Raw genomic sequence first — 20702 nt, forward strand, 5'->3', positions numbered from 1 at the left:
CATGCGTCCCGTCACCCACATGCTCGACATCGAACGCGTGAGCTGGTCTCCCGGTGGCGCGATCACCGTGCTCGATTCGGTGACGTTGAGCGTGGCGGAGGGCGAGTTCGTCGGGCTGGTCGGCCCGAACGGCAGCGGCAAGACGAGCCTGCTGCGCTGCGTGTTCCGCTACGCGCGCCCCGACGCGGGCCGCGTCGCGCTCGATGCGCAGGACGTGTGGCGCATGCGGCCGCGTGCGGTCGCGCAGCGCATCGCGGTGCTGCAGCAGGAGACGCCGGACGATTTCGGGCTGACGGTCGACGAACTGGTCGGCATGGGCCGCACGCCGCACAAGCGGCCGTTCGATGCGGAGTCGGCCGACGATCGCCGGATCGTCGACTCCGCACTGCACGATGTCGGCCTCGTCGAGCGCCGCGCACAGCGCTTCGCGTCGCTGTCGGGCGGCGAGAAGCAGCGCGCGCTGCTGGCGCGCGCGCTCGCGCAGCAGCCCGAACTGCTGTTGCTCGACGAACCGACCAACCATCTCGACCTGCGTCACCAACTCGAACTGCTCGCGCGCGTGCGCCGCCTCGGCATCGCGACGCTCGCGACGATTCACGACCTCAATCTCGCGGCCGCGTATTGCGACCGCCTCCATGTGCTCGCGCACGGCCGCGTCGTCGCGTCCGGCGTGCCGGACGACGTGCTGACCGAAGCGCTGCTGCGCGACGTGTTCGGCGTCGCCGCGCTCGTCGATCGCCATCCCGTCACGCGCCGCCCGCGCATCACGCCGCTTCATCCGGAATGACCGCCATGCCGTTTCCTGTCCTGTCCTCAGTCTCCCGCCGTCTGGTCGCCGCTGCCGTGCTCGGCGGCGCGGCCGTTCACGCGCTCGCCTATCCGGTCACCGTGCGCAGTTGCGATCGCGACGTGACGTTCGAGCGCGCGCCGACGCGCGCGGTGAGCAACGACGTGAACCTCACCGAGATGATGCTCGCGCTCGGCCTGAAGGATCGTCTCGTCGGCTATACGGGCATCGGCGGCTGGAAGACGGGCACCGCACGCGTGCGCGACGCGTTGCGCGGCGTGCCCGAACTGGCGAGCCAGTATCCGTCGCTGGAAGTGCTGGCCGCCGCGCGCGCCGACTTCTATCTCGCGGGCTGGAACTACGGGATGCGTGTCGGCGGGCCGGTGACGCCCGCGACGCTCGCGCCGTTCGGCATCCGCACGTACGAACTGACCGAATCGTGCTCGCACGTGATGAAGCAGTCGGCCGCCTCGTTCGACGACGTGTTCCGCGACCTGACCAATCTCGGCCGGATCTTCGGCGTCGATGCGCGCGCCGCGCAGGTCGTCGCCGGGATGCGCGCGCGTCTCGCGGCGGTGTCGCGCGCGATCGGGCGTCCGGCGCCGCTACGCGTGTTCGTGTACGACAGCGGCACCGACAAGCCGATGACCGCCGGCGGGCTCGCGATGCCGACCGCGTTGCTCGCGGCGGCGGGCGCGCGCAACGTGATGGACGACCTGCCGCGCAGCTGGACGCAGGTGAGCTGGGAAAGCGTGGTCGCGCGCGATCCGCAGGTGATCGTGATCGTCGACTATTCGGCGGTGACGGCCGCGCAGAAGCAGCAGTTCCTGTCGAGCCAGCCGGCGCTCGCGCGCGTGGCCGCGATCCGCGACCGGCGCTTCGTCGTGATTCCGTACGATGCGGCGACGCCGGGCCCCGAGAACGTCGCGGCCGTCGAGACGCTCGCCCGCGCGCTGTATCCGGCCGCATTTGCGGCGGCGGCACGATGAGCGTGCGCGCACAGCCGGCGCGGCCCGGCATGCGCGTGGTGCTGCCGGGGCTGGCCGCGCTGCTGATCGTGTCGATCGTCGTGTCGGCTGCGTTCGGCCCCGCGCCGATCGCGATGCCGGCCGCGGTGCGGATCGTCGCCGCGCACGTCGCGTCGGCGTTCGGCGGCGCCGACGCGTTTGCGGCCGCCGCGGGCGACGACAGCATCGTGTGGCTGATCCGGATGCCGCGCGCGCTGCTGGCCGCGATCGTCGGCGCGACGCTGGCGGCGGTCGGCGTCGCGTTGCAGGCGGCGACCGCGAACCGCCTGGCCGATCCGCACCTGCTCGGCGTGAGCGCGGGCGCGATGCTCGGCGCGATCGCGGTCACGGTGGTGGCCGGCGCCGCGTTCGGCCCGTTCACGCTGTCGGCCGCCGCATTCGCGGGCGCGCTTGCGGCTACCGCATGCGTGGTCGCGCTCGCTTACCGGAGCGGCCGGCTCGAATCGGACCGGCTGCTGCTCGCGGGCGTGTCGGTGTCGTTCATGATGGCCGCGTTCGGCAACCTGCTGCTGTATCTCGGCGACCAGCGCGCCGCGTCGTCGGTGCTGTTCTGGATGCTCGGCGGCGTCGGGCTCGCGCGCTGGGATCTGCTGCCGGTGCCGGCCGTATGCGCGGTGCTTGCCGGCTGCGCGCTCTATGCGCGCCGGCGCGAACTGAATGCGCTGATGTCGGGCGACGTCGCCGCCGCGTCGCTCGGCGTGCCGAGCGCGAGGATGCGGCGCGAGGTGTTCGTCGTCGCGTCGTTCGCGACGGGCGCGATGGTCGCGGTCAGCGGCGCGATCGGCTTCGTCGGGCTCGTGACGCCGCATCTGTGCCGTCGCATGGTCGGCGCCGAGCACGGCCGGCTGCTGCCGGTCGCCGCACTGGCGGGGGCGATCCTGCTCGTGTGGGCCGATGTCGCCGCGCGCACGCTCGCGGCGCCGGAGGATCTGCCGATCGGCATCGTGACCGCGTTGTTCGGCAGCCTGTTCTTCGTCGCGCTGCTGCGCCGGCGCTGAGCGAAGGCACGCTCGGGCGAGGGCGGGCCGGGACGCGCCGCCCGTCTCATCGAAGCGGAATGACCGTACCCGTCCCCGTGCCGCTGAGGCGGCGCGCATCGGCGTGTGGGGTCGCCGCGTCCTGCGCGACGTCGAAGCGCTTGTTCGGCAGCGCGCGCACGGGCAGCGTGATCACGAAGCGCGCGCCGCCGAGCGGCGAATCCTCGAGCCGCACGTCGCCGCCGTGCACCTGCGCGACGCGCCGCACGATCGCGAGCCCGAGCCCGAAGCCGCCGGTCTGCCGGTCGCGGCTCGAATCCAGCCGCTGGAACGGCTCGAACACGCGGGCGCGCTCGGCGGCCGGAATGCCGGGGCCGTCGTCGTCGACCGTCAGCACGAGCGCGCCGGACCGGTCGCGCGTGGCGGCCAGTACGACCTTGCGCGACGCATAGCGCGCGCCGTTGCGGATCAGGTTCAGCAACGCGCGGGCGACGAGTTTCGGATCGCACACGTGGGTCGCGGGCGCGTCGAGCGTCGACACGTCGAGCGCGATGCCGCGATCGGCGATGTCGTCCGCGACGTTGCCGGCGACGCTGTCGATCAGCGCGTCGACGACGACCTCCATCGGCGCGAGCTCGCTCGCTCCCTGTTCGAGCCGGCCGATCGTCAGCAGCTCGGTAACGAGCTCGTCGAGTTCGCGCACGTCGCGCCGCAGCGCGTCGCGGCGTTCGCGCATCCGGCCCGTTTCGTCGGCGTCGGCGAGCAGCGCGAGCCCGAATTCGAGCCGGGCGAGCGGCGTTTTCAGTTCATGCGAGATGCCGTGCATCATTTCGCGCTGCTGCTTGATCGACGCCTCGATGCGCGCGGCCATGTCGTTGAACTGCTGCGACAACTCGTAGATGTTCGACTTGCCCGACACCTTCACGCGCGTCGACAGCATCCCGGCGCCGAACGCGCGCGCGGCGTCCTGCAGCCGGCGAATGTCGCGCCAGTGATAGTGAATCCACAGCACCACCGCGAACAGCGTCGCGAGCGCGAGCAGCATGTACGCATAGATGCGGATGTCGAGGTCCGGCGCCTCGATCGGGCGCGCATGCAGCACCGAGCCGTCCGCGAGCGGCATGTAGTAATCCTTGCCGTTGTAGCTGATCGCGATCCTGCCGGCATCGAGATCGCGCAGCGGCGCGCCGCTCAGTTGCGCGCGTGCGTCGGCCATCGACATGAAGCCGAACCCTTCGCGGCCGTGCAGCGCGAGTTCGCGCAATGCGAGCGCGCGCTGCGCGCCCGGATGGCGTTCGAGGTAGTCGTTCAGCACGAACGAATAGGTGGTCAGCGAGTCGCGTTGCGCCTGCGCGCCGCGCTCGTAGAAAATCCGGTCGAACGACAGCTGGATGAAGATGATCGACGCGCCGACGAACAGGATCACGACGAGGTACAACCGAAGCAGCGGGCGCAGCATTTATTCGTCCCACGCGGAAGGGCTGAACAGGTAGCCGCGACCCCAGATCGTCTTGATCTTGTGCGGCTCCGACGACGCATCCTCGAAGCGGCGGCGCAGCTTCGAGATGCCTGAGTCGACCGAGCGGTCGAGCCCGTCGAATTCGATCCCGCGCAACTGCTTCAGGATGTCGTCGCGGCTCAGCACGGTGCCGGCCGCGCGCGCGAGGATCAGCAGCAGGTTGAATTCGGCGGTCTTCAGCTCGACCGGCTCGCCGCGCCACGTGACGGTGCGGTTCGGCGGCGAAATGGCGAGCTCGCCGAATACGAGCGCGTCGGGCGCGACCGCGGGTGCTTGCGCCGCGGCCGGTTGCGCGCGGCGCAACAGCGCGCGAGCACGTGCGACGAGCACGCGCGGCTCGATCGGCTTCGTCACGTAGTCGTCGGCGCCCGTCTCGAGGCCGGCGACCTGGTCGTATACGTCCGCCCGTGCGGTCAGGATCAGCACGGGGACGTTGGTGAACGCGCGGATGCGCCGGCAGACTTCCATGCCGTCGAGATTCGGCAGCATCAGGTCGAGTATCACGAGGGCCGGCTGGTGCTCGCGCACCGCGGCGACGGCGAGGTCGCCGCGCCGCACGACCGTCACCGCGAATTCATAGCCGTCGAGGTATTCGCGGACGAGCTGCGCGAGGCGATCGTCGTCCTCGATCAGCAGCACGCGGTATTTGAGTGGAACTTCGTTCATGGTCTCCCCGGATGCACGCGCCATCTCGCACCCGGCAGACCGATGCGCGCGCGGCACGCGAATTCTATCCGGCGGATCGACCACCGGGGCAACGGGGCGACAATCGCGAACAATCGAACACAATTGCGCACACATTCGCCGCACATTCAGGACAGTCTCGGCGCGGGGCGGCACCTAGACTGCGGGCTTCGTCACTCATATCTCGATATTGTGCGCCCCTCCCTTCGCCGCTACCGCTATTGCATGCCGCTCGCCGGCCTGACCCTCGCCGCCGCCGCCCACGCGGAAAACCAGTATTCATTGTCGCTCGGCGGCGGGTTCGCACCGCGCTACCAGGGCAGCAAACAGTATCGCGGCGTCGTTGCGCCGTCGTTTTCCGCCACGTTCGGCAATGGCTTCTTCGTCGACAGCACGCAGGGCGCCGGCTACCGGCTGGACCTGCCGCACGGGGCGTTCGTGTCGGCGGCGGTGAACTACGACGCGGGCCGCGCGGACGAGAACCGCTTCGACCTGCCGGGCTCCGACTACCTGAAGGGGATGGGCCGGATTCCGGGCTCGGTGCTCGTCGGCGTGCGCGCCGGCGTCACGCTCTTCAACGCGGCGGAACTGAGCGTCACGATCGATACGCCGGCGACGCACACGTCGCGCGGCGTGGCGGGGCACGTGGATCTCGCGGTGCCGGTGCTCAAGACGTCGCAGCTCGAGATCATCGTGACGGGCACCGTGCACGCGGGCTCGGGACGCTACATGCAGACCTTCTACGGCGTGACCGACGCGCAGTCGATGACGAGCCGGTTCCGGCCGTATTCGGTGAGCGGCGGGATCGACAGCGCGTCGATGGCGGTTGCATGGAACTGGACGCTGTCGCGGCACTGGTCGGTGCTCGCGAGCGGCGGCGTGACGCGACTGCTGGGCCGCGCGGGCGACAGCCCGATCGTGCAGTCGCGCAGCAACTACTACGGCATCGCGGGCGTGACGTACACGTTCTGAGCGCATTGCCGACGCGGGCCGGTGCGCGCGGCGCGCACACGATGCGTCGGCGTCGGCGTCGCGCCGTCGCGGCGAACCGCGTGCGGTAACATGCGGGCGGGCTCGGCGTCAGGCCGGGCCTGCGACGCAGGGGCGCCGAGGCGGCTCGGCCGGGTCGCGAAAGGCCGCCATGCGCGGGCCGGCTCGGCAGGAAGCGGCCGGCAGCGTGCGGAATCGATCATGCATGCGATGCCCGGTCTTGCACGAATGCCGCACGGCGACCGCCGGGCCGCTTCAGGGAGAAACCGATGAAGAATACGATCGCGATGCTCGTTGCACTCGTTGCGGGTGCAACCTTTGCAGGATGTGCGGACATGGACGCGAAGCACCGCAACGCCACCGCCGGCGGTGCGGCGAGGGCCCCTTTGCAGTCCGGCGGCGCGCAGGTATGCAAGGCGGACGCCACGCCGGACGATGCGCTGGTCGGCAAGACCGAGGCCGATGCGGCCGCGCTGCTCGACGGCTGCCTGTGGCGCGTGCTCGAGCGCGACGGGAAATCGTTGCCGGGCACGATGGATTACCGGGAGGAGCGCCGCAATCTCGGCATTCGCGACGGGAAAGTGATCTGGGTGCGGCGCGGGTGAGGCATCCGGCCGCCGACGAAAATCCGTTGCGGCTCGTGTCGCCTCCGCGAGTGCGGCTATTGCGGGCATGCACATCGCGCGGCCGATCGTCGGCAGCACGCGTCGCGATTCATCGCCGCGGGCCGCGGTATCGGCGGCCGCGGCGCCCGGGCGCCTCGATACCGGAGTAGACCGCGGCTCGCGCGACGCGTGACGCGCCGCGCTGGCCGGCGCGTCACGCGTCGACCGCTCCGGATTGCGGCACCGATGCCGTGGTGTCGACCGTCATCGCCGGCGTGACGAGCATCACGCCACGTGCGAGCGGGTCGCTGACCGATGCCGCCAATACCGCTTGTCCTTCCTCTGTCGCGCGATCGGCGGCGACGGCCAGCGCAGCGAGCGCGAGCGCCGCGCCGCTTGCCCCGTTGGCGAGCCCGAGGTGGCGGCTGCGCTCGGCGGCATCATCGCCCCAGATCTGCTCGCCGGCCGTCACGACTTCGGTGCGGCGGCTGCTGCGTTGATCGGCGTCGGTGACGAATCCGGATGCCGACAGGTCGGGGCGTAACGTCGACAAGCGCGTACCCGCCGCCGCAAGCAACTGTTCGAGCGTCGTCGCTTCGGCCTTGCCGTGATCGGCGGAACCCGTGCGGTGCGCGGCCGCGAGCCGGTGGATCGACGGGACGGACATCGCATGCGATGTGTCGGGATGGCCGAGCAGCAATGCACATGCGCCTTCGCCGGGCATCACGCCGTTCGGCCGATCCCGGCCGTAGAGCCGGCCCGCCCGATCCAGCGCGTCGACTGCGTCCTGGCTTGCGGTGGAGTCGAACGCGAGGACGACGTGCAACTCGCCGGACGGTTGCAGGTGCATCGCCTGGATCAGTTCGTCGACGACTGCCCATGCTTGTACGGGATCGGCGACCGTGCGCAGTTGCGCATGGACGATGCCCGGCGCGACGGCTTCCCGCGCCGCGTGTGCATCGAGCCATGCGGCGAGCGTGGCGGCGACCGGTTGCCAGCGCTCCGGCATCAGCAGATGGAGCCTGAGCGGCGGCGCGTCGGCGGCCGCGCCGGACAACACGGCATGACGCTCGCGCAATTCGTCGAGTGCGTCGGCGGCCAACAGCAGCCCGCGCCAATGCTCGTCCTGCAGCGTTTCCCGCGCGTCGGGCGCAAGCAGGCTTGTATCGAACCGGTCGAGCGACACCGATTCGACGGTGCTCGCGAATACGCCGGTTCCGTCCGGACGTTGCAGTTCGGGATGAAGCGCGACGGAACGCTCTTCCCGGGCCGCCGCATCGATGTCTGCGGTCGTCGCCCCCGTCGGCAACCTCACGCTGCTGTCGAGCAGCAGGGCCGACCACGTGTGCGACGTCGGATCCTGCGCGGCAGAGGCGTCCGCCGATGCGGGCGAACCCGGCGGTGCGGCGGCCGCGAGCGCCGGATGCGGGCCGAGCCCCCGGCGCAGCCATGCCACGCAGACGGCGAGGGCCGCCGGCAGCACGAGCCCGCACAGCACCAGCTCCCGGGTGGTGGGCGCATGCCGGGTCGTTTTCCACCAGACGAACACGGCGATCCACACCGCGACGAACAGCGCGGCGACGAATGCGGTCTTGCGCAATCGCGTGATCATTTCCGTCGATTCTCCCCGTGACTTGCGGCGTCGTATATCAATTGCCGTCGCCGCCCGCCGTCCGGCTGGCGACCAGTACGGCGCCGCAGGCCGTCTTGTGGCCATCGCGCGCGACGCCTTCGCCCTGCACGATCATCGTGTCGTCGCCGTCGACGATGTAATTCGGGCCGTGGATCGGACACGTCACCGTGTCGTTGCGGCGCGCGATGCCGCGGCCGTCGACCGACGACAGCGTGGACGCGCTGGTCACGGTGCCGCCATGGCTGTGCTTGTCCCCAAGGACGATGAAGGGTTTGGTCATCCGGATAGGCCTCCTGGCTGGAATCAGCGACGATGCATCGCGGCTTCGCCGCCGGGTGCGGGAGAGAGTCGCGTCTATCATCGACAACGTTTTTCGAATCGATTTCGGCTGAATGGGGTATTTATCACCTTTCGGTAATAATTGCTTTTTTCGATTCGGCCGTAATGTAGCTTTCGAACCGAAGGCCGTCATTATCGGGCGTGATGCCGGCACGTCAAGGGCTGCATTTTAAATCTAGGTCTGTTTGCCTATGGCGAAGCCCAACGGCGTAATCTAGAATAGTAAGCTTTGAATAGGGGGCGCATCACCCGATCCAACTGGCGCACGTTCAGCCAGACAGCGGGCGGTGTCGCGGGGCTCCCGCGCGTGACGCGCCGGTTCGGCATGGCGCGCGCGATGCCGGCAATCGTGCATCATCCCGTGTTCGTCGCAGCAATATCCATTTAAAAACGTCAAATCCTGAGAGAGCGGGGCCGCATGAGCGTCATCACGGAATTTGCGTCTCTTTTTGGCGCATTCAATCGCCTGTATTCGCTGGACGGAGCGGGCGCGCTTGCCGCATTTCAAATCGAGCGCTGGACCGGCCGCGAATCGCTCTCCGATCTCTTCGAATGGAACGTCGATGCGTTGTCGACGGATCCTGCACTGGATCTCGACGCGATGCTCGGGCAGCGTGTTGCGATTCGCACCACGCTCGCGAACGGCACGACGACGCTGCGCAGCGGTCTCGTCGCCGAGGCCGAATGCCGGGGTTACGACGCAGGTCTCGCTCGCTACCATCTCCGGGTCGTGCCGTGGCTCGCCGCACTCACGCATGCGCGCGACGAGCGAACCTTCGTGAACCAGACGCTTGCCGACGTGCTCGACACGGTGTTCGCACCGTACGCCGAGATCGCGCGGTGGCGCCTCACGCCGGATGCCAGCCGGCGTCTCGATGCGCTGGGCCCCGCTGCGTATCGCGTGCAGTACCGAACCCATACGCACTACGAATTCGTGCAGCATCTGCTGGCCGAGGCCGGCCTCGGCTTCTGTTTCGTCGAAGACGAGGACGCGCCTGCCGGGCACGCGATGCTGGTCTTCGACGACAGCGCGCAACTGGCCGAGGACGATACGTCCGCGCGACGCGGCGGCGTGCCGCGCCGCTCGAGCGGGACGGCGACCGGCACCGACGACGTGATCCTCGGGATCGGGCAGTCGCTGTCGCTGACCGCCGATCGCATCACGCTGATCAGCAGCGACTATCGCGTGAACCGGGCGACTACCGCGAGTACGACGCTCGGCCGGCCGGCCGGCGCGCGCGAGCTCTACGACGACGTCGGGCCGGAGGCGTTCGACAGCTTGCGCGAAGCGGAAGATACGGTACGGCGCCAGGCCGATGCGATCGTGTCGCGCGCCAGTTTCTGGACCGGCTACGGCACGCTGCGCACGGCGCGCGCAGGACGGGCGCTGAAACTCGTCGATGCCGGCTGGCAGCCCGTGCGCGGTGCCGCGGCGCCCGAGGATTTTCTGCTGACGCGCGTCGAGCACGTCGGGATCAACAATCTGCCGTCGACCGTCATGGAAGCCATCGAACGGCAACTCGGGCCGTTGCCGGCGGCGGCGCTCGATCCGCGCGTGGTTCGGCAAGCGAAGGCCGGCGGTTATGCGAACCGGTTCGATGCGGTGCCGCGAACGCAGGTCTGGCGGCCCACGCTGGCCGACGGAACCGGGCAGCGACTCAATCCGGTGCCGACGGCGCTCGGCGCGCAGACGGCGATCGTCGTCGGGCCGGCCGGCGACGCACGGCCCGGTGCGACGGGACCGGTGCATGCCGATGCGCAGGGGCGGTTGCGCGTTCGCTTCCACTGGCAGGCGCAGGACGACGCGGGTACGTATCCGACGCGCGCCATACAACGGCTCGCGAGCGATGGGCATGGCCTTCAGCAGGTGCCGCGCATCGGCCATGAAGTCCTCGTGCAGTTTCACCACGGGCTGATCCACCGGCCGATCGTGCTCGGCGGCCTGTTCAATGGCCGCGGCGAAGGCGGCGAGTCGCCTTCGCCGGGCGGCGCGGCCGGCAAGCCGCTCGACGCGTCGATCTACACGCAGGCAGGCGATCATGCGCCGAGCGCGCAGGGCAATCTGGCAAGCGGGCTGAGCCCCGCGTGGCATGGCGCCGGCGGCGGCACGGATCGCCACAATCACGCCGGCGCGCTGTCGGGCTTCAAGAGCCAGGGTTTCGACGGGCAAGGCCACAACCAGCTCGTCGCCGACGATTCCGACGGCATGGGGCGGCTGCAGATGGCGACCACGCACGCGGCCACGCAATTGAACCTCGGTCATCTGCGTCATCAGGCGGACAACTATCTCGGCAGTTTTCGTGGCCTGGGCGTCGAATTGCGCTCGGACGCGTACGGTGCGATGCGTGCGACGCGCGGCCTGCTGGTGTCGAGCTATGCGCCCGCTGGTGCCGCGCAGCCGGCGGGCGATGCGTCCGCGCTGCAGGCGCTGCTCGCACGGCACACCGCCTTGGTTCGGCGATTCGACCAGACGGCCGATACGCATGGGACGCTGCCGTTCGCCGCGCAGCGCGGCGTGGAGCAGGCGGGCCAGTCGTCGCTGAACGGCAGCGCCGCGCCGCTCGATGCGCTTGCGCAGAGCTTCGCGACGACGGTCGGCGCGAACGGTTACACGCAGGCGTCGGCCGACGCCGCACAGCGATCGACGGGCAACGCATTGCCGCACACGGGCGACGCCGTGCTCGGCATCGAGGCACGGGGCGGGCACGGGCTGGTTGCAGGGCAGGCGCTGCAATGGGCGGCCGGCGAAACGCTGTCGCTCGGCAGCGGCGGCGACTTCAATCTCGCCGCTGCGCAGCAACTGCGTATTCACAGCGGGCAGGGCATCGGCTGGCTGGCCGGCGCGAGCCATGCAGAGGGTGTCGGCATCGGCATGATCGCCGGCAAGGACGGCCTGACGCTGCAGGCGCAGCGCGACGTGCTGGGCCTGCGCGCGCGCGACGATCTGAAGCTCGCGTCCGCGAGCGCGGACGTCGAGATCGCCGCGAAGAAGACCGTGCATCTCGCGGTGAGCGGGGGAGCGCATGTGACGATCGAAGGGGGCGACGTCACGTTCGGTTGCCCCGGCAAATTCGTCGTGTATGCCGCGCAGCATGCATTCGTCGGCCCCGATCAACTGAATACGCCGTTGCCGCAGTTTCCCGAGAAGGTCTGTGTCGAATGCCTGCTGCACGCGATGCAGTCGGGCAGCGCACTCGCGGGCAAGGCGATCTGAGCATGACGATCGAGACGACCGACTGGATCGACCGCTATCCCGACGACACGCCGGGCCGTCTGAATGCGCTCTTCGAGCGCGTGCCGGACGACGGCCGCTGGCATCTGCTGCTCGACATGGGTTTCGCGCCGGCGTTGCGTGACCGGATGCCCGCGCTCGAGCGCGACGATGCCGTCGTCGTGTTGTACGAAGGGGTGTACGACGGCGACGACCTGCTGGCGATTTCGCCGTGCCTCGTGCCGTTGCCGGCTGGCGCGGCGGCGCGCCGGGCGATGCTGGAGACCGTGCTGCGCGAGACGTCCGGACGACCGATGGTGAGCCTGCTGCATGGCGCGCGCGATACGGCCGCGCTTGCCGCGCATCTGCGCGGACAGATGGAGGCGAGTGCGGCGGCCGACGGCGAAGCGTTTCTGGTGCGTCTCGCCGATACGCGTTGCCTGCCCGCGTGGCTCGCGGCGCTGACGCCCGCCCAGCGCCGCCGCTTCACGGACGGCATCGACGCGTGGCACGTGTTCGATCGCACCGGGGTGCTCGTCGCGCTCGACTTCGACGCCGTGGGCGAAGCGGCTGGCGGGGAGGCGGCCGGCGGGCGCAGCGGCGAGCCATACGTGCTCGACGACGAACAGATCGGACGGCTTCGACAGGCCGCGAAGATCGACACGCTGATTTTTCATGTTCGCCAGCGTCCGGAGAGTTTCGGCCGTCTGGTGGCCACGCCCTCGCAAGCTCATGCGTGTGTGAGCGCGGCGTGGGCGCGGCACGACGGTCCTCCTGCGGCGGCGTCGCGAGCCGCGCTCGATGCACTCGTGGCGGCCGGGTATCTGGTGACGGAGCTCGCGCCGGCGACGTCGTCCGCATAGAACGATGCGGGTTTGCGTGCATGCGACAGGGCACGTGGTTGATAGCGATCCACGCCGCACGGCGTCGGACAAGAGGATGAAAAGATGAGTTTGAATGCCGGTTCCACGACGTTTGCCGCTCGGCTGCTGATGTTCATGGCCATCCTGCTCGGGACGGCCGGATGCTCGCGCGCGACCGACGCGTCGCCTGCCGCGTCGGGTGCGGCCGGGGCGTCGGGCGGTGCGTCGAGCGTCGCCGGTGCGGCGGCCGCATCCGGCACGATGGGGCTGAAGCTGAATGCGCTCAACTACACCGACGTTCCGATCGGCGCGTTCTACGTCGACGGCACCTGGGGCGGGACGGTGCCGGCGCGCATCGGCAGCGGCGGCGGCGCGATCATCTGCTGCGTCGCGTTGCCGAAACAATGGCATCCGGGGCTGACCGTCAATCTGCAGTGGCGGGACAACGACCTGTACAGGAAGGATCCGAAGGCGCTTGCGAGCCGTGTCGTACCGGTCGAGCGCTACGACACGTTCTCCGACGGCTTCCTGTGGGTCCTGTTCTTTCCGCACGATCGAATCAAGGTCTATGCGTCTCAGTGGATGCCCGGCTACCGCGGCTTCCCTGAAAATCTCCAGGCGCCCGACGAAGCGTGCCCCGGGAACTTTACGTTGCGCAACAGCGATCCGCAGTGCCCGAATCCCGACAAGAGGATCACGCAATGAGTTTCCGCTTCGCGAGCGCCGACCGGCCTGACGTCGGCGTCGTCACCCGGGAGGAGCAGGACGCGATCATGCGCCGGCTGCACGACGACGACGGGATGAGTTGCTGCAAGACGCTGCATGTCGGCATCTTCTTCGACGGCACGCGCAACAACGCCGACCGCGATCGCGCGGGCGGCAAGCACAGCAACGTCGCGCGGCTGTTCGACGTGTTTCCCCGCGACAAGTATCACAGTGCCATTTACGTGGCCGGCGTCGGCACGCCGTTCGTCGACGAGATCGGCGACCAGGGCGTCGGGCTGCAGGCCGCGGCCGGCGCCGCGACGGGATGGGCCGGCGAGGGGCGCATCAACTGGGCGCTGCTGCAGATCCACAACGTCGTGCATGCGCACGCGTTCGGCAATTCGCTGTCCGCGGCGCTTGGCAAGAGCGACAAGGAACTCGCGAAGGCCGTCAGCGTCGACCTCAATTTCAAGGGCATCGATCTCGGCGGCACGCCGCCCAAGCCGGGCAGTCTCGGCGACATCAACGCGCGCGGCAGTTCGAGTGTCGGTGCGCTCAGGCTGATGGCCGCCGAGCAGAACGGGATCGAACTGACGTGGGATCGCGACACGATCTGGGCGCAGCTCAAGGGCGAAGTCGATACGGCGAACTGGACCGCGACGATGCGCGCGTGGGACGAGAAACGCCGTGTCGCATTGCGGGCCCGGTGCGCGCAACTGAAGGCGCGCGTCGGCGATCTGCTGGTGAAGGGCAAGCCGAAACTGCAGCGCATTCGCCTGTACGTGTTCGGTTTTTCGCGCGGGGCGGCGGAGGCCCGCACGTTCTCGAACTGGCTGGCCGATGCGCTGGACCCCGATTTCAGCCTGTGCGGCGTGCCCGTGTCGTACGACTTTCTCGGCATCTTCGATACGGTCGCGTCGGTCGGCATCGCGCAAAGCACGGCCGCGACGTTGTTCGACGGGCACGGCGGCTGGGGACGCAAGGAACTGATGGGCGTGCCGCACTACGTGCGCCGCTGCGTCCATATGGTCGCCGCCCACGAGCCGCGCGGATCGTTCCCGCTCGACCTGATCGATGCGTCGCGGGACGGGCATGAGGAGATCGTTTATCCGGGCGTGCATTCGGACGTCGGCGGCGGTTACGGGCCGGGCGAGCAGGGGCGCGGCACGGGCGACGCGGACAAGCTGTCGCAGGTGCCGCTGCTCGACATGTATCGCGAAGCGCGCAAGGCCGGTGTTCCACTCGACATCAAGGGGCCCGGTGTCGCTGCCGAAGCGGCGGCGGCATTCGCGATTTCTCCCGCGCTCAAGCGCGCGTTTTCCGCCTATGTGAGCACGAGCGCCGACTATTACTACGCGAAGGAGCACGGCACGCCGGGCCTGATGCGTGCGCACTATGGGCTTTACCTGCGCTGGCGCAGGATGCGGCTCGACAATCTGCGTTCGCAACCGTCGTTTCTCGCCGCCAAGGCTGCCTATCCGCAGGATGCCGTCGATCTCGACAGCGCGAACGAGGAACTGCGGCTCGAATGGCGCGACCTGCTCGAATGCGAGAAAGAAGGCGGACCGACCGTGGGCCGGTACGCGGGCAACGCGGTCAGCCGCAAGATCACGCAGAACCCGAAGGCGGCGGCCGTCATTTCGCCGGCCGTCCTGCCGATCGCCGCGGGCCTGCAGTCCGCGCTTCCGCTCGTCGGCCCGCTGGTGCGCGCGAGCGCCAAGCGCGCCGAGGATTTCTTCCAGTTGCAGCTCGACGAGAAATGGAAGCAGTGGCTCGAGGTGCGGGGCGACTGGAACATGGGGCCGCCGGAAGCCCCGATCAGCGCGCTGTACGACAACTTCATGCATGACTCTCGCGCGTGGTTCAAGCCACTGGGCGACGACGACGACGTGTGGAACCACAACCAGATCAAAGCGCTGAAAACCCGCCAGGCCGAGTTCGAGCGCCAGCACGCCGAGTGGAAGAAACGCCAGCAACTCGGCGTGCCGGGACCCTCGCAGATCATGCAGATGATGGGAGCCGGTGCGCTCGGCCTCGGGCCGGCCGCCAACGTCGCGCCGGAGCCCGAACCGCGTTCGCCGCTGACCGCGCGGCAGGCCGGCATCCTGAAACGTTACGACGCCGCGCAGCAGGCTGCACAGAAAGCCCGCGCGGCCCAGGATGCCACCGCGCCGACCGACAGCGCCGTGTTGACCGACCCGAAAGTCACCGGTGGTCTCGCGCTGCAGGATTCGGGACGCGAGTTTTCGTTCGTCTGGGGCTACCTGCGCTGGCGCACCGTCTACGTGAACGGCGTGCGCTGGGACGCGCCCCATGTGCCGAGCGTACAGGAAGACATGGAGGCGATGCGTCAGCAGATGCAGCGCAACGTCGACATGAGCAAGCTGTTCCGATGAACCGATTGGATACGAACCCGCCGGCGCGACACGCATTCGCGCGCGATTGCCGAGAAACGACATGGATCTAGTTGCCGCATTAACGGGGTACGGGCAAGCGACCCGTCATATCCAGATCGATACCGCGATGCCGGGCGCCTTCGTGGTCGAGCGCTTTCACGGTCGTGAAGGGATCAGCGAATCGTTCCGGTTCGAGATCGACGTGTTGTCGAGCGAGCCGTTTCTCGATCTCGCGCCGCTGATCGGCAGCGCCGCGCGGCTGCGTCTCGCGACGGCGGCGGGCGAACGATGCTGGAACGGCTACGTCACGCATGCCGCTTATGCGGAGAGTGACGGCGAGTTCACGCGCTATCGGCTCACGATGGAATCGTGGCTCGCGCTGCTGCAGCTGCGCCGCAATTGTTTGTATTTCGTCGATCTCGATGCCGAGGGTATCTGCGAGCGCGTGTTCGGCGACTATCCGGAAGCGCATTGGCGCTGTGAACGCGTCGAGCCGCTGCGATCGTTTCGCTTGCGCGGCCAGTATCGCGAAACGGATCTCGATTTCGTGTTGCGGCAGTTGTCCGAGGCCGGGCTGTCGTTTCGCATCGAGCACGGGCAGGACGCGGGGAAGGCGCCGTCGGGCGACCATACCGTCGTCGTGTTCGACCGCCATGCGCGGCTGCCCGACGGCAGCGCCATCGCATTCAATGCGCAGGACGTCGGCGATCCGGACGGCGTGATGACGCAATTCTCCGATCGGCGTCAGCTCGTGCCGGATCGCGTGGTGGCGACGAGCTGGAAAGCCAGCGAACTTCATGCGCTTGCCGGCCATGCGCAACAGCCCGCGGACGCCGACGCGCCGCTGCTGCCGGTGCGGGAGATCTACGACGGCCAGCGCGCCGGCCGCTTCGACACGAGCGGCGATGCGCAGCGTTATGCCGAACAGCGTCTCGACGCGCTGCAGCTCGCGAAACGGGTCTACCGTGGCGGCGGCTCGTCGCGCACGCTCGAGACCGGCAAGGTCCATACGCTGAACGACTATCTGGGCGGCACCGTGCGATTCGTGCCGCTGTCGATCGAGCACGAGGCCGTGAACAACCTCGGCGCGCAGATCGGGCAGCTGTTCGGACGCGGCGAGCTCGACAAGGGTCTTTATCGCAACCGCTTCGTCGCGGTGCCGGAGGGCACGCCGATCGTGCCGCCGTTCCGCGACCGGCCGACGGTGTACGGGGTGCAGACCGCGATCGTCGTCGGCGAGCCGGGTGGGCGCGTCAGCAGCACGCGCGATCACCAGGTCCGCATCCAGTTTCCGTGGATGCGCGGTGCCGCGCCACTGCCGGGCGGGCTGACGGATACGGCAAGCCGGTCCAATCCGGCCGGCCACGCGCCGGGCGATCACCGTTCCGGCATTCTGGTTCGCGTCGCCGAACAGGCGGCCGGGCCGAATTTCGGTCACGCGTTTGCGCCGCGCGTGGGGGCGGAAGTGGTGGTCGGTTTCGAGTCGGGCAACATCGATGCGCCGGTCGTGCTCGGCCAGGTGTACGGCGGGCGCGTGCGTCCGCCGTTCTCCGCGGGCGAAGGCAGCGACGCGAACCATTCAGGAACACTGACGGGCCTGCAGACGCAAACCCTCGATGGGCAACCCGGCAGCCGGTGGGTGATGGACGATGCGGCCGGACAACTGCGTCACGAGCTGAGCAATTCCACTGCCGACACGCGTCTTGCGCAGGGCTATCTGATCGACCAGCAGGGCACGATGCGCGGCGCCTATCGCGGTGAAGGCTTCGAACTGACGACGCAGGGCTGGGGTGTGGTGCGGGCCGGCGCGGGCGTGCTGATGTCGAGTACCGCGCGCCGGCTCGGCGCATCGACGCAGATGGATGTCGCCGAACGCGTGGAGCAATTGAAGGACGCGGCGAAAACGGCGCAGGAACTCGACACCGCGGCGACGGGTGCGCAGGCGGTCGGCCTGAGCGCGAACAAGACGCAGACGGATTTCCTCAAGGCGATCGATCCTGCACAGGACGGCAAGTATGCGGGCAGCGTGGGCGGCCAGAGCGCGACCAAGCCGACCGGGACGCAGCGCGACGGCGGCGACCCCGTCGAGCGATTCGCGACGCCCGCGGTGCTGATGGAGTCGCCGGAGAACATCGTGGTGACGACGCCGGACAGCGCGGTGTCGTATGCGGCGCAGCACGTTCATCTGACGTCGCAGGGCGATGCACACGTCGGCGCCGGTGCGACGGTAGCCGCGGCGACGGGCGATGCGATGAGCCTGTACAGCGTGGCCGGCGGGCTCAAGGCGATCGCGGGCGAAGGGCCGGTGAGCGTCGAGGCGCACGCGTCGACGATGGAGATTCTCGCCGACCAGACCGTGCGCGTGACGTCGACCGACGAGCGCGTCGACGTGCTCGCGCAGGACGCGATCGTGCTGCAGCAGGGGCCGAACCGGATCACGTTGAAGGGCGGCGACATCATCGTCGAGACGCCGGGGCAGTTCGCGGTGAAGGCGGGCGGGCATCCGTTCCCGGGGCCGCGCGCGACGAGCGTGAAGCTGCCGGCGCTGCCGGTGTTGCCGCAGGGCGATCCGTGCGATTTTCTCGTGCAGGCGCTGGCGGCGAGTCCGGCGGGGCGGGGGGCGGTGGCGGGGGGCGGAAGTTTGGCGGGTGCGGCGAGTTCGATCGCCGGTACGACGCTACCGACAGCGGGCGGTGCCGTCGGCGCGGCGCAGGCATTTTTCCGTGCACCCGGTCAGCCGTTGCCCGCGCCTTCCGTCGCTGCATCCACGGCGGCGGAGGGGAGATCGGGTCCCTCGCTCGGTTATTCGACGCCGCCACCTGTGTCCAGCGAGCTGGAGGGCATGCCAAAAAAAGGTCCGGCTGCACAAAGTGGACCGTGCAATCTTCACGTTCCCGCGATCAAGAAGGAGGAGCACACCATCAGTATGGGGTCTGCCGACTATTATCAGACAGATGAGAGCGGCAATCCCCGATTGAAGGATGGAAAACCCAACTGGCTTCAATATGCGGCATCGACCGGGACGTACGATATCGGCTATGCACCTGCGACGGCGACGTTGACGGCAACCGTCCGTATCAAGGTTCATTTGAAGGATCAATACTGGATCAACCAGGGGCGTGTCCATATGGATCCGTCGACGGGCAAGCCGTTTTCGGTGCCGTACAACAGCGACGGCATACGGGACGGCTTGATCATCAGGGTAGTGGACCGACCCGGGGGTCTTGCTGCCGTGTCGGGCTTCAAGAAGCGCATCGAGGAAGGACTGAACCGGGGGAATTACTCGATGCAGCCGAAGGCGTGTCCGCTCGGCAAGGCATGTACATGCAAGGTCAAGGTGAAACTTGAAGTCGAACTCGTTCAAACCGGGAGATGCCATGCCGAGATCAATCTCTTTCCCAAGGTAACGCGGGCGAACTCGGCGAATTGGGGGGAGGTGCAAGTCGAGTGGGACGACGAACAGAGGCGGTATGTCCCAACGTCGACACAGCACGCGATCGTGCATGAGACCGGGCATTTGTTCGGTTGGCCGGATGAGTACTTTCTGGGCGGCGGCGCTGTGTTCGGAAAGTACATCAATTCACAGCATCTGGTCGATCTGAAAATGGCGCAACTTGTCGACAACTGGCAGCGAACGACCCAGACGAACTTGATGGGGGCCGGAATGCTCACGGAAAAGCCGGTAATTCCGAAGTACTACATGTATGGCTTCCGTGACTGGTTCAATGAAAAAACCGGAATTGACTGGGAAGTTCTGAAATGATGCGTCTTTTCCTTTTTTTTGCAGTGTCGGTGATTTCTTTCGGAGTGGTGGATATGGCGCTCGCACAAGATCGCGCGGATTATTTCGAGATTCGTAGTGGACAGGGGCAGTTCAATCCGTCGCCATCGATGATCTTCACCACCGACGGCCGGACGGTGTCGTATTTTTCGCGTGGACGAGATATTGATCCGATGCCGCCGTCGGGTTACTTCGGAATCGGGAAATATACGGCGGAACTTACGGGAGCGTATCGCCAGCATGTCGATATGGTGAAGGCGACGTTGAGCAGCAGGACGATCCCCCAGATCCGTGCAATCAATCGGGGGCCCGTGCTCGTGTATTCGTTTGACAAGGACGGACACCACTACGAGGGCACGTACAACTACCAGTTCGACGATCAATTCAACGACAATCTTTCGGTGCTTTATGACCTTGCCCACGATCTGCTGGCGCACGGCAGGCCCGAGATCAATCTTCATCCGGAATTTTCAGTGCGATCCACGGCGGAACATCTTGTCGTCGATATGACGTTCGCGAACGACGGCAAGCAGGACGTGACGGTCGACGGTCCGGATCATTGGTCGCCGGATTTGGCGCGTCCCGATTTGCAATATGTACAGATCGGCGGCGGCAGCGACCACGTTCGATTCCGCATCAGGCTTGTCAGCAAATATCTAAGCGACGCATCGCGTCGTTATCGGCGCGAAATCATCGTCAAGCCGGGCCAGTCCGAGCGGATCGAATTTCTCGTGCCGTATGCGGATTTGACCTATGGCGCCGATTCGGCAATGCGGAGCGTCGAGGCTGGCAACTACGTTTTCGTCGGCAAGATGAACCTCGACATCCTTCATCCGCATGAAATGGACGGGCGGTTCTTTACGCCGATGGACCGGCTGGAAAACGTGAAACTGACGAGGGAGTGATCCAGACGTGATGCAGGCTACACGCATCGTCGTCCGACATTGTCGATTCGCTCCAACTCAATCGCATGCCGGTCGAACTCGAATTCAGGCGGTGAGGGCGGCGCGGGCGCGCATCGATGGAATGGACGTCTGGACAAACAATCTTATGATCCCGAGTCGGCAATATGTCGAAGTCGAGCGGCGCAACGGCGCGGGAGCGGCGTGATGCTGATCGACGTTTCCCCGTGTGAGGTGCCGATCGGGATATGGGCACCATGCCGCCGGCGAAGTATACGGGCA

Annotated in this window: 15 protein-coding genes; 11 read left to right on the top strand and 4 right to left on the bottom strand. The window is 67.8% G+C overall.

Going from position 1 to position 20702, the window contains the following annotated elements:
• Position 1 precedes the first annotated feature (1 nt).
• The 3 genes from AC3IFE_RS00865 to AC3IFE_RS00875 are packed head-to-tail and all read left to right on the top strand — an operon-like array spanning position 2 to position 2813.
• Complete coding sequence (locus AC3IFE_RS00865; protein ID WP_089467177.1) at positions 2–787, top strand: ABC transporter ATP-binding protein; 786 nt, start codon at positions 2–4, stop codon at positions 785–787.
• A complete protein-coding gene (locus AC3IFE_RS00870; RefSeq protein ID WP_301738805.1) occupies positions 784–1776 on the top strand; it encodes an ABC transporter substrate-binding protein in 993 nt (330 codons plus the stop codon). Before AC3IFE_RS00865 ends, AC3IFE_RS00870 begins: the two co-directional genes overlap by 4 nt.
• Positions 1773–2813, top strand: a complete 1041-nt coding sequence (locus tag AC3IFE_RS00875) for a FecCD family ABC transporter permease (RefSeq protein WP_489189301.1) — start codon at positions 1773–1775, stop codon at positions 2811–2813. The genes AC3IFE_RS00870 and AC3IFE_RS00875 overlap by 4 nt, the downstream gene beginning before the upstream one ends.
• A gap of 46 nt (positions 2814–2859) precedes the next feature.
• On the opposite strand, the gene AC3IFE_RS00880 is transcribed toward AC3IFE_RS00875, so the two are convergent.
• Positions 2860–4251, bottom strand: a complete 1392-nt coding sequence (locus tag AC3IFE_RS00880) for an ATP-binding protein (protein ID WP_089467180.1) — start codon at positions 4249–4251, stop codon at positions 2860–2862.
• On the bottom strand, positions 4252–4977 hold the full coding sequence (locus tag AC3IFE_RS00885) for a response regulator (protein WP_089467929.1): 726 nt from the start codon (positions 4975–4977) through the stop codon (positions 4252–4254). It lies immediately after the preceding gene.
• Between the two features lie 243 nt (positions 4978–5220).
• Here AC3IFE_RS00885 and AC3IFE_RS00890 point away from each other — a divergent pair, with 243 nt between their 5' ends.
• Both AC3IFE_RS00890 and AC3IFE_RS00895 read left to right on the top strand, forming a co-directional pair.
• Positions 5221–5967, top strand: coding sequence for a MipA/OmpV family protein (locus AC3IFE_RS00890; protein ID WP_489189302.1), 747 nt, complete (start codon positions 5221–5223; stop codon positions 5965–5967).
• Positions 5968–6254: 287 nt separating this feature from the next.
• Positions 6255–6590, top strand: a complete 336-nt coding sequence (locus AC3IFE_RS00895) for a hypothetical protein (protein WP_489189303.1) — start codon at positions 6255–6257, stop codon at positions 6588–6590.
• Between the two features lie 214 nt (positions 6591–6804).
• On the opposite strand, the gene AC3IFE_RS00900 is transcribed toward AC3IFE_RS00895, so the two are convergent.
• Positions 6805–8202: a hypothetical protein gene (locus AC3IFE_RS00900; protein ID WP_489189304.1), complete on the bottom strand. Its 1398-nt coding sequence runs from the start codon at positions 8200–8202 to the stop codon at positions 6805–6807.
• A gap of 37 nt (positions 8203–8239) precedes the next feature.
• Positions 8240–8503, bottom strand: coding sequence for a PAAR domain-containing protein (locus AC3IFE_RS00905; protein ID WP_489189305.1), 264 nt, complete (start codon positions 8501–8503; stop codon positions 8240–8242).
• Positions 8504–8980: 477 nt separating this feature from the next.
• Here AC3IFE_RS00905 and AC3IFE_RS00910 point away from each other — a divergent pair, with 477 nt between their 5' ends.
• The 6 genes from AC3IFE_RS00910 to AC3IFE_RS00935 all read left to right on the top strand — a co-directional run bounded on the left by AC3IFE_RS00910 (position 8981) and on the right by AC3IFE_RS00935 (position 20423).
• A complete protein-coding gene (locus AC3IFE_RS00910; RefSeq protein WP_489189306.1) occupies positions 8981–11776 on the top strand; it encodes a type VI secretion system Vgr family protein in 2796 nt (931 codons plus the stop codon).
• Positions 11777–11778: 2 nt separating this feature from the next.
• On the top strand, positions 11779–12636 hold the full coding sequence (locus AC3IFE_RS00915) for a DUF4123 domain-containing protein (protein ID WP_489189307.1): 858 nt from the start codon (positions 11779–11781) through the stop codon (positions 12634–12636).
• An 84-nt stretch (positions 12637–12720) separates the two neighbouring features.
• Positions 12721–13341, top strand: coding sequence for a DUF3304 domain-containing protein (locus tag AC3IFE_RS00920; protein WP_489189308.1), 621 nt, complete (start codon positions 12721–12723; stop codon positions 13339–13341).
• On the top strand, positions 13338–15737 hold the full coding sequence (locus tag AC3IFE_RS00925) for a T6SS phospholipase effector Tle1-like catalytic domain-containing protein (protein WP_489189309.1): 2400 nt from the start codon (positions 13338–13340) through the stop codon (positions 15735–15737). The genes AC3IFE_RS00920 and AC3IFE_RS00925 overlap by 4 nt, the downstream gene beginning before the upstream one ends.
• Positions 15738–15798: 61 nt before the next feature.
• Positions 15799–19500, top strand: a complete 3702-nt coding sequence (locus tag AC3IFE_RS00930; RefSeq protein WP_489189310.1) for a type VI secretion system Vgr family protein — start codon at positions 15799–15801, stop codon at positions 19498–19500.
• Complete coding sequence (locus AC3IFE_RS00935; RefSeq protein WP_301738817.1) at positions 19497–20423, top strand: hypothetical protein; 927 nt, start codon at positions 19497–19499, stop codon at positions 20421–20423. Before AC3IFE_RS00930 ends, AC3IFE_RS00935 begins: the two co-directional genes overlap by 4 nt.
• The last annotated feature ends 279 nt before the right edge of the window (positions 20424–20702 follow it).

The organism is Burkholderia sp. APQ4-4ca (genome assembly GCF_057837105.1).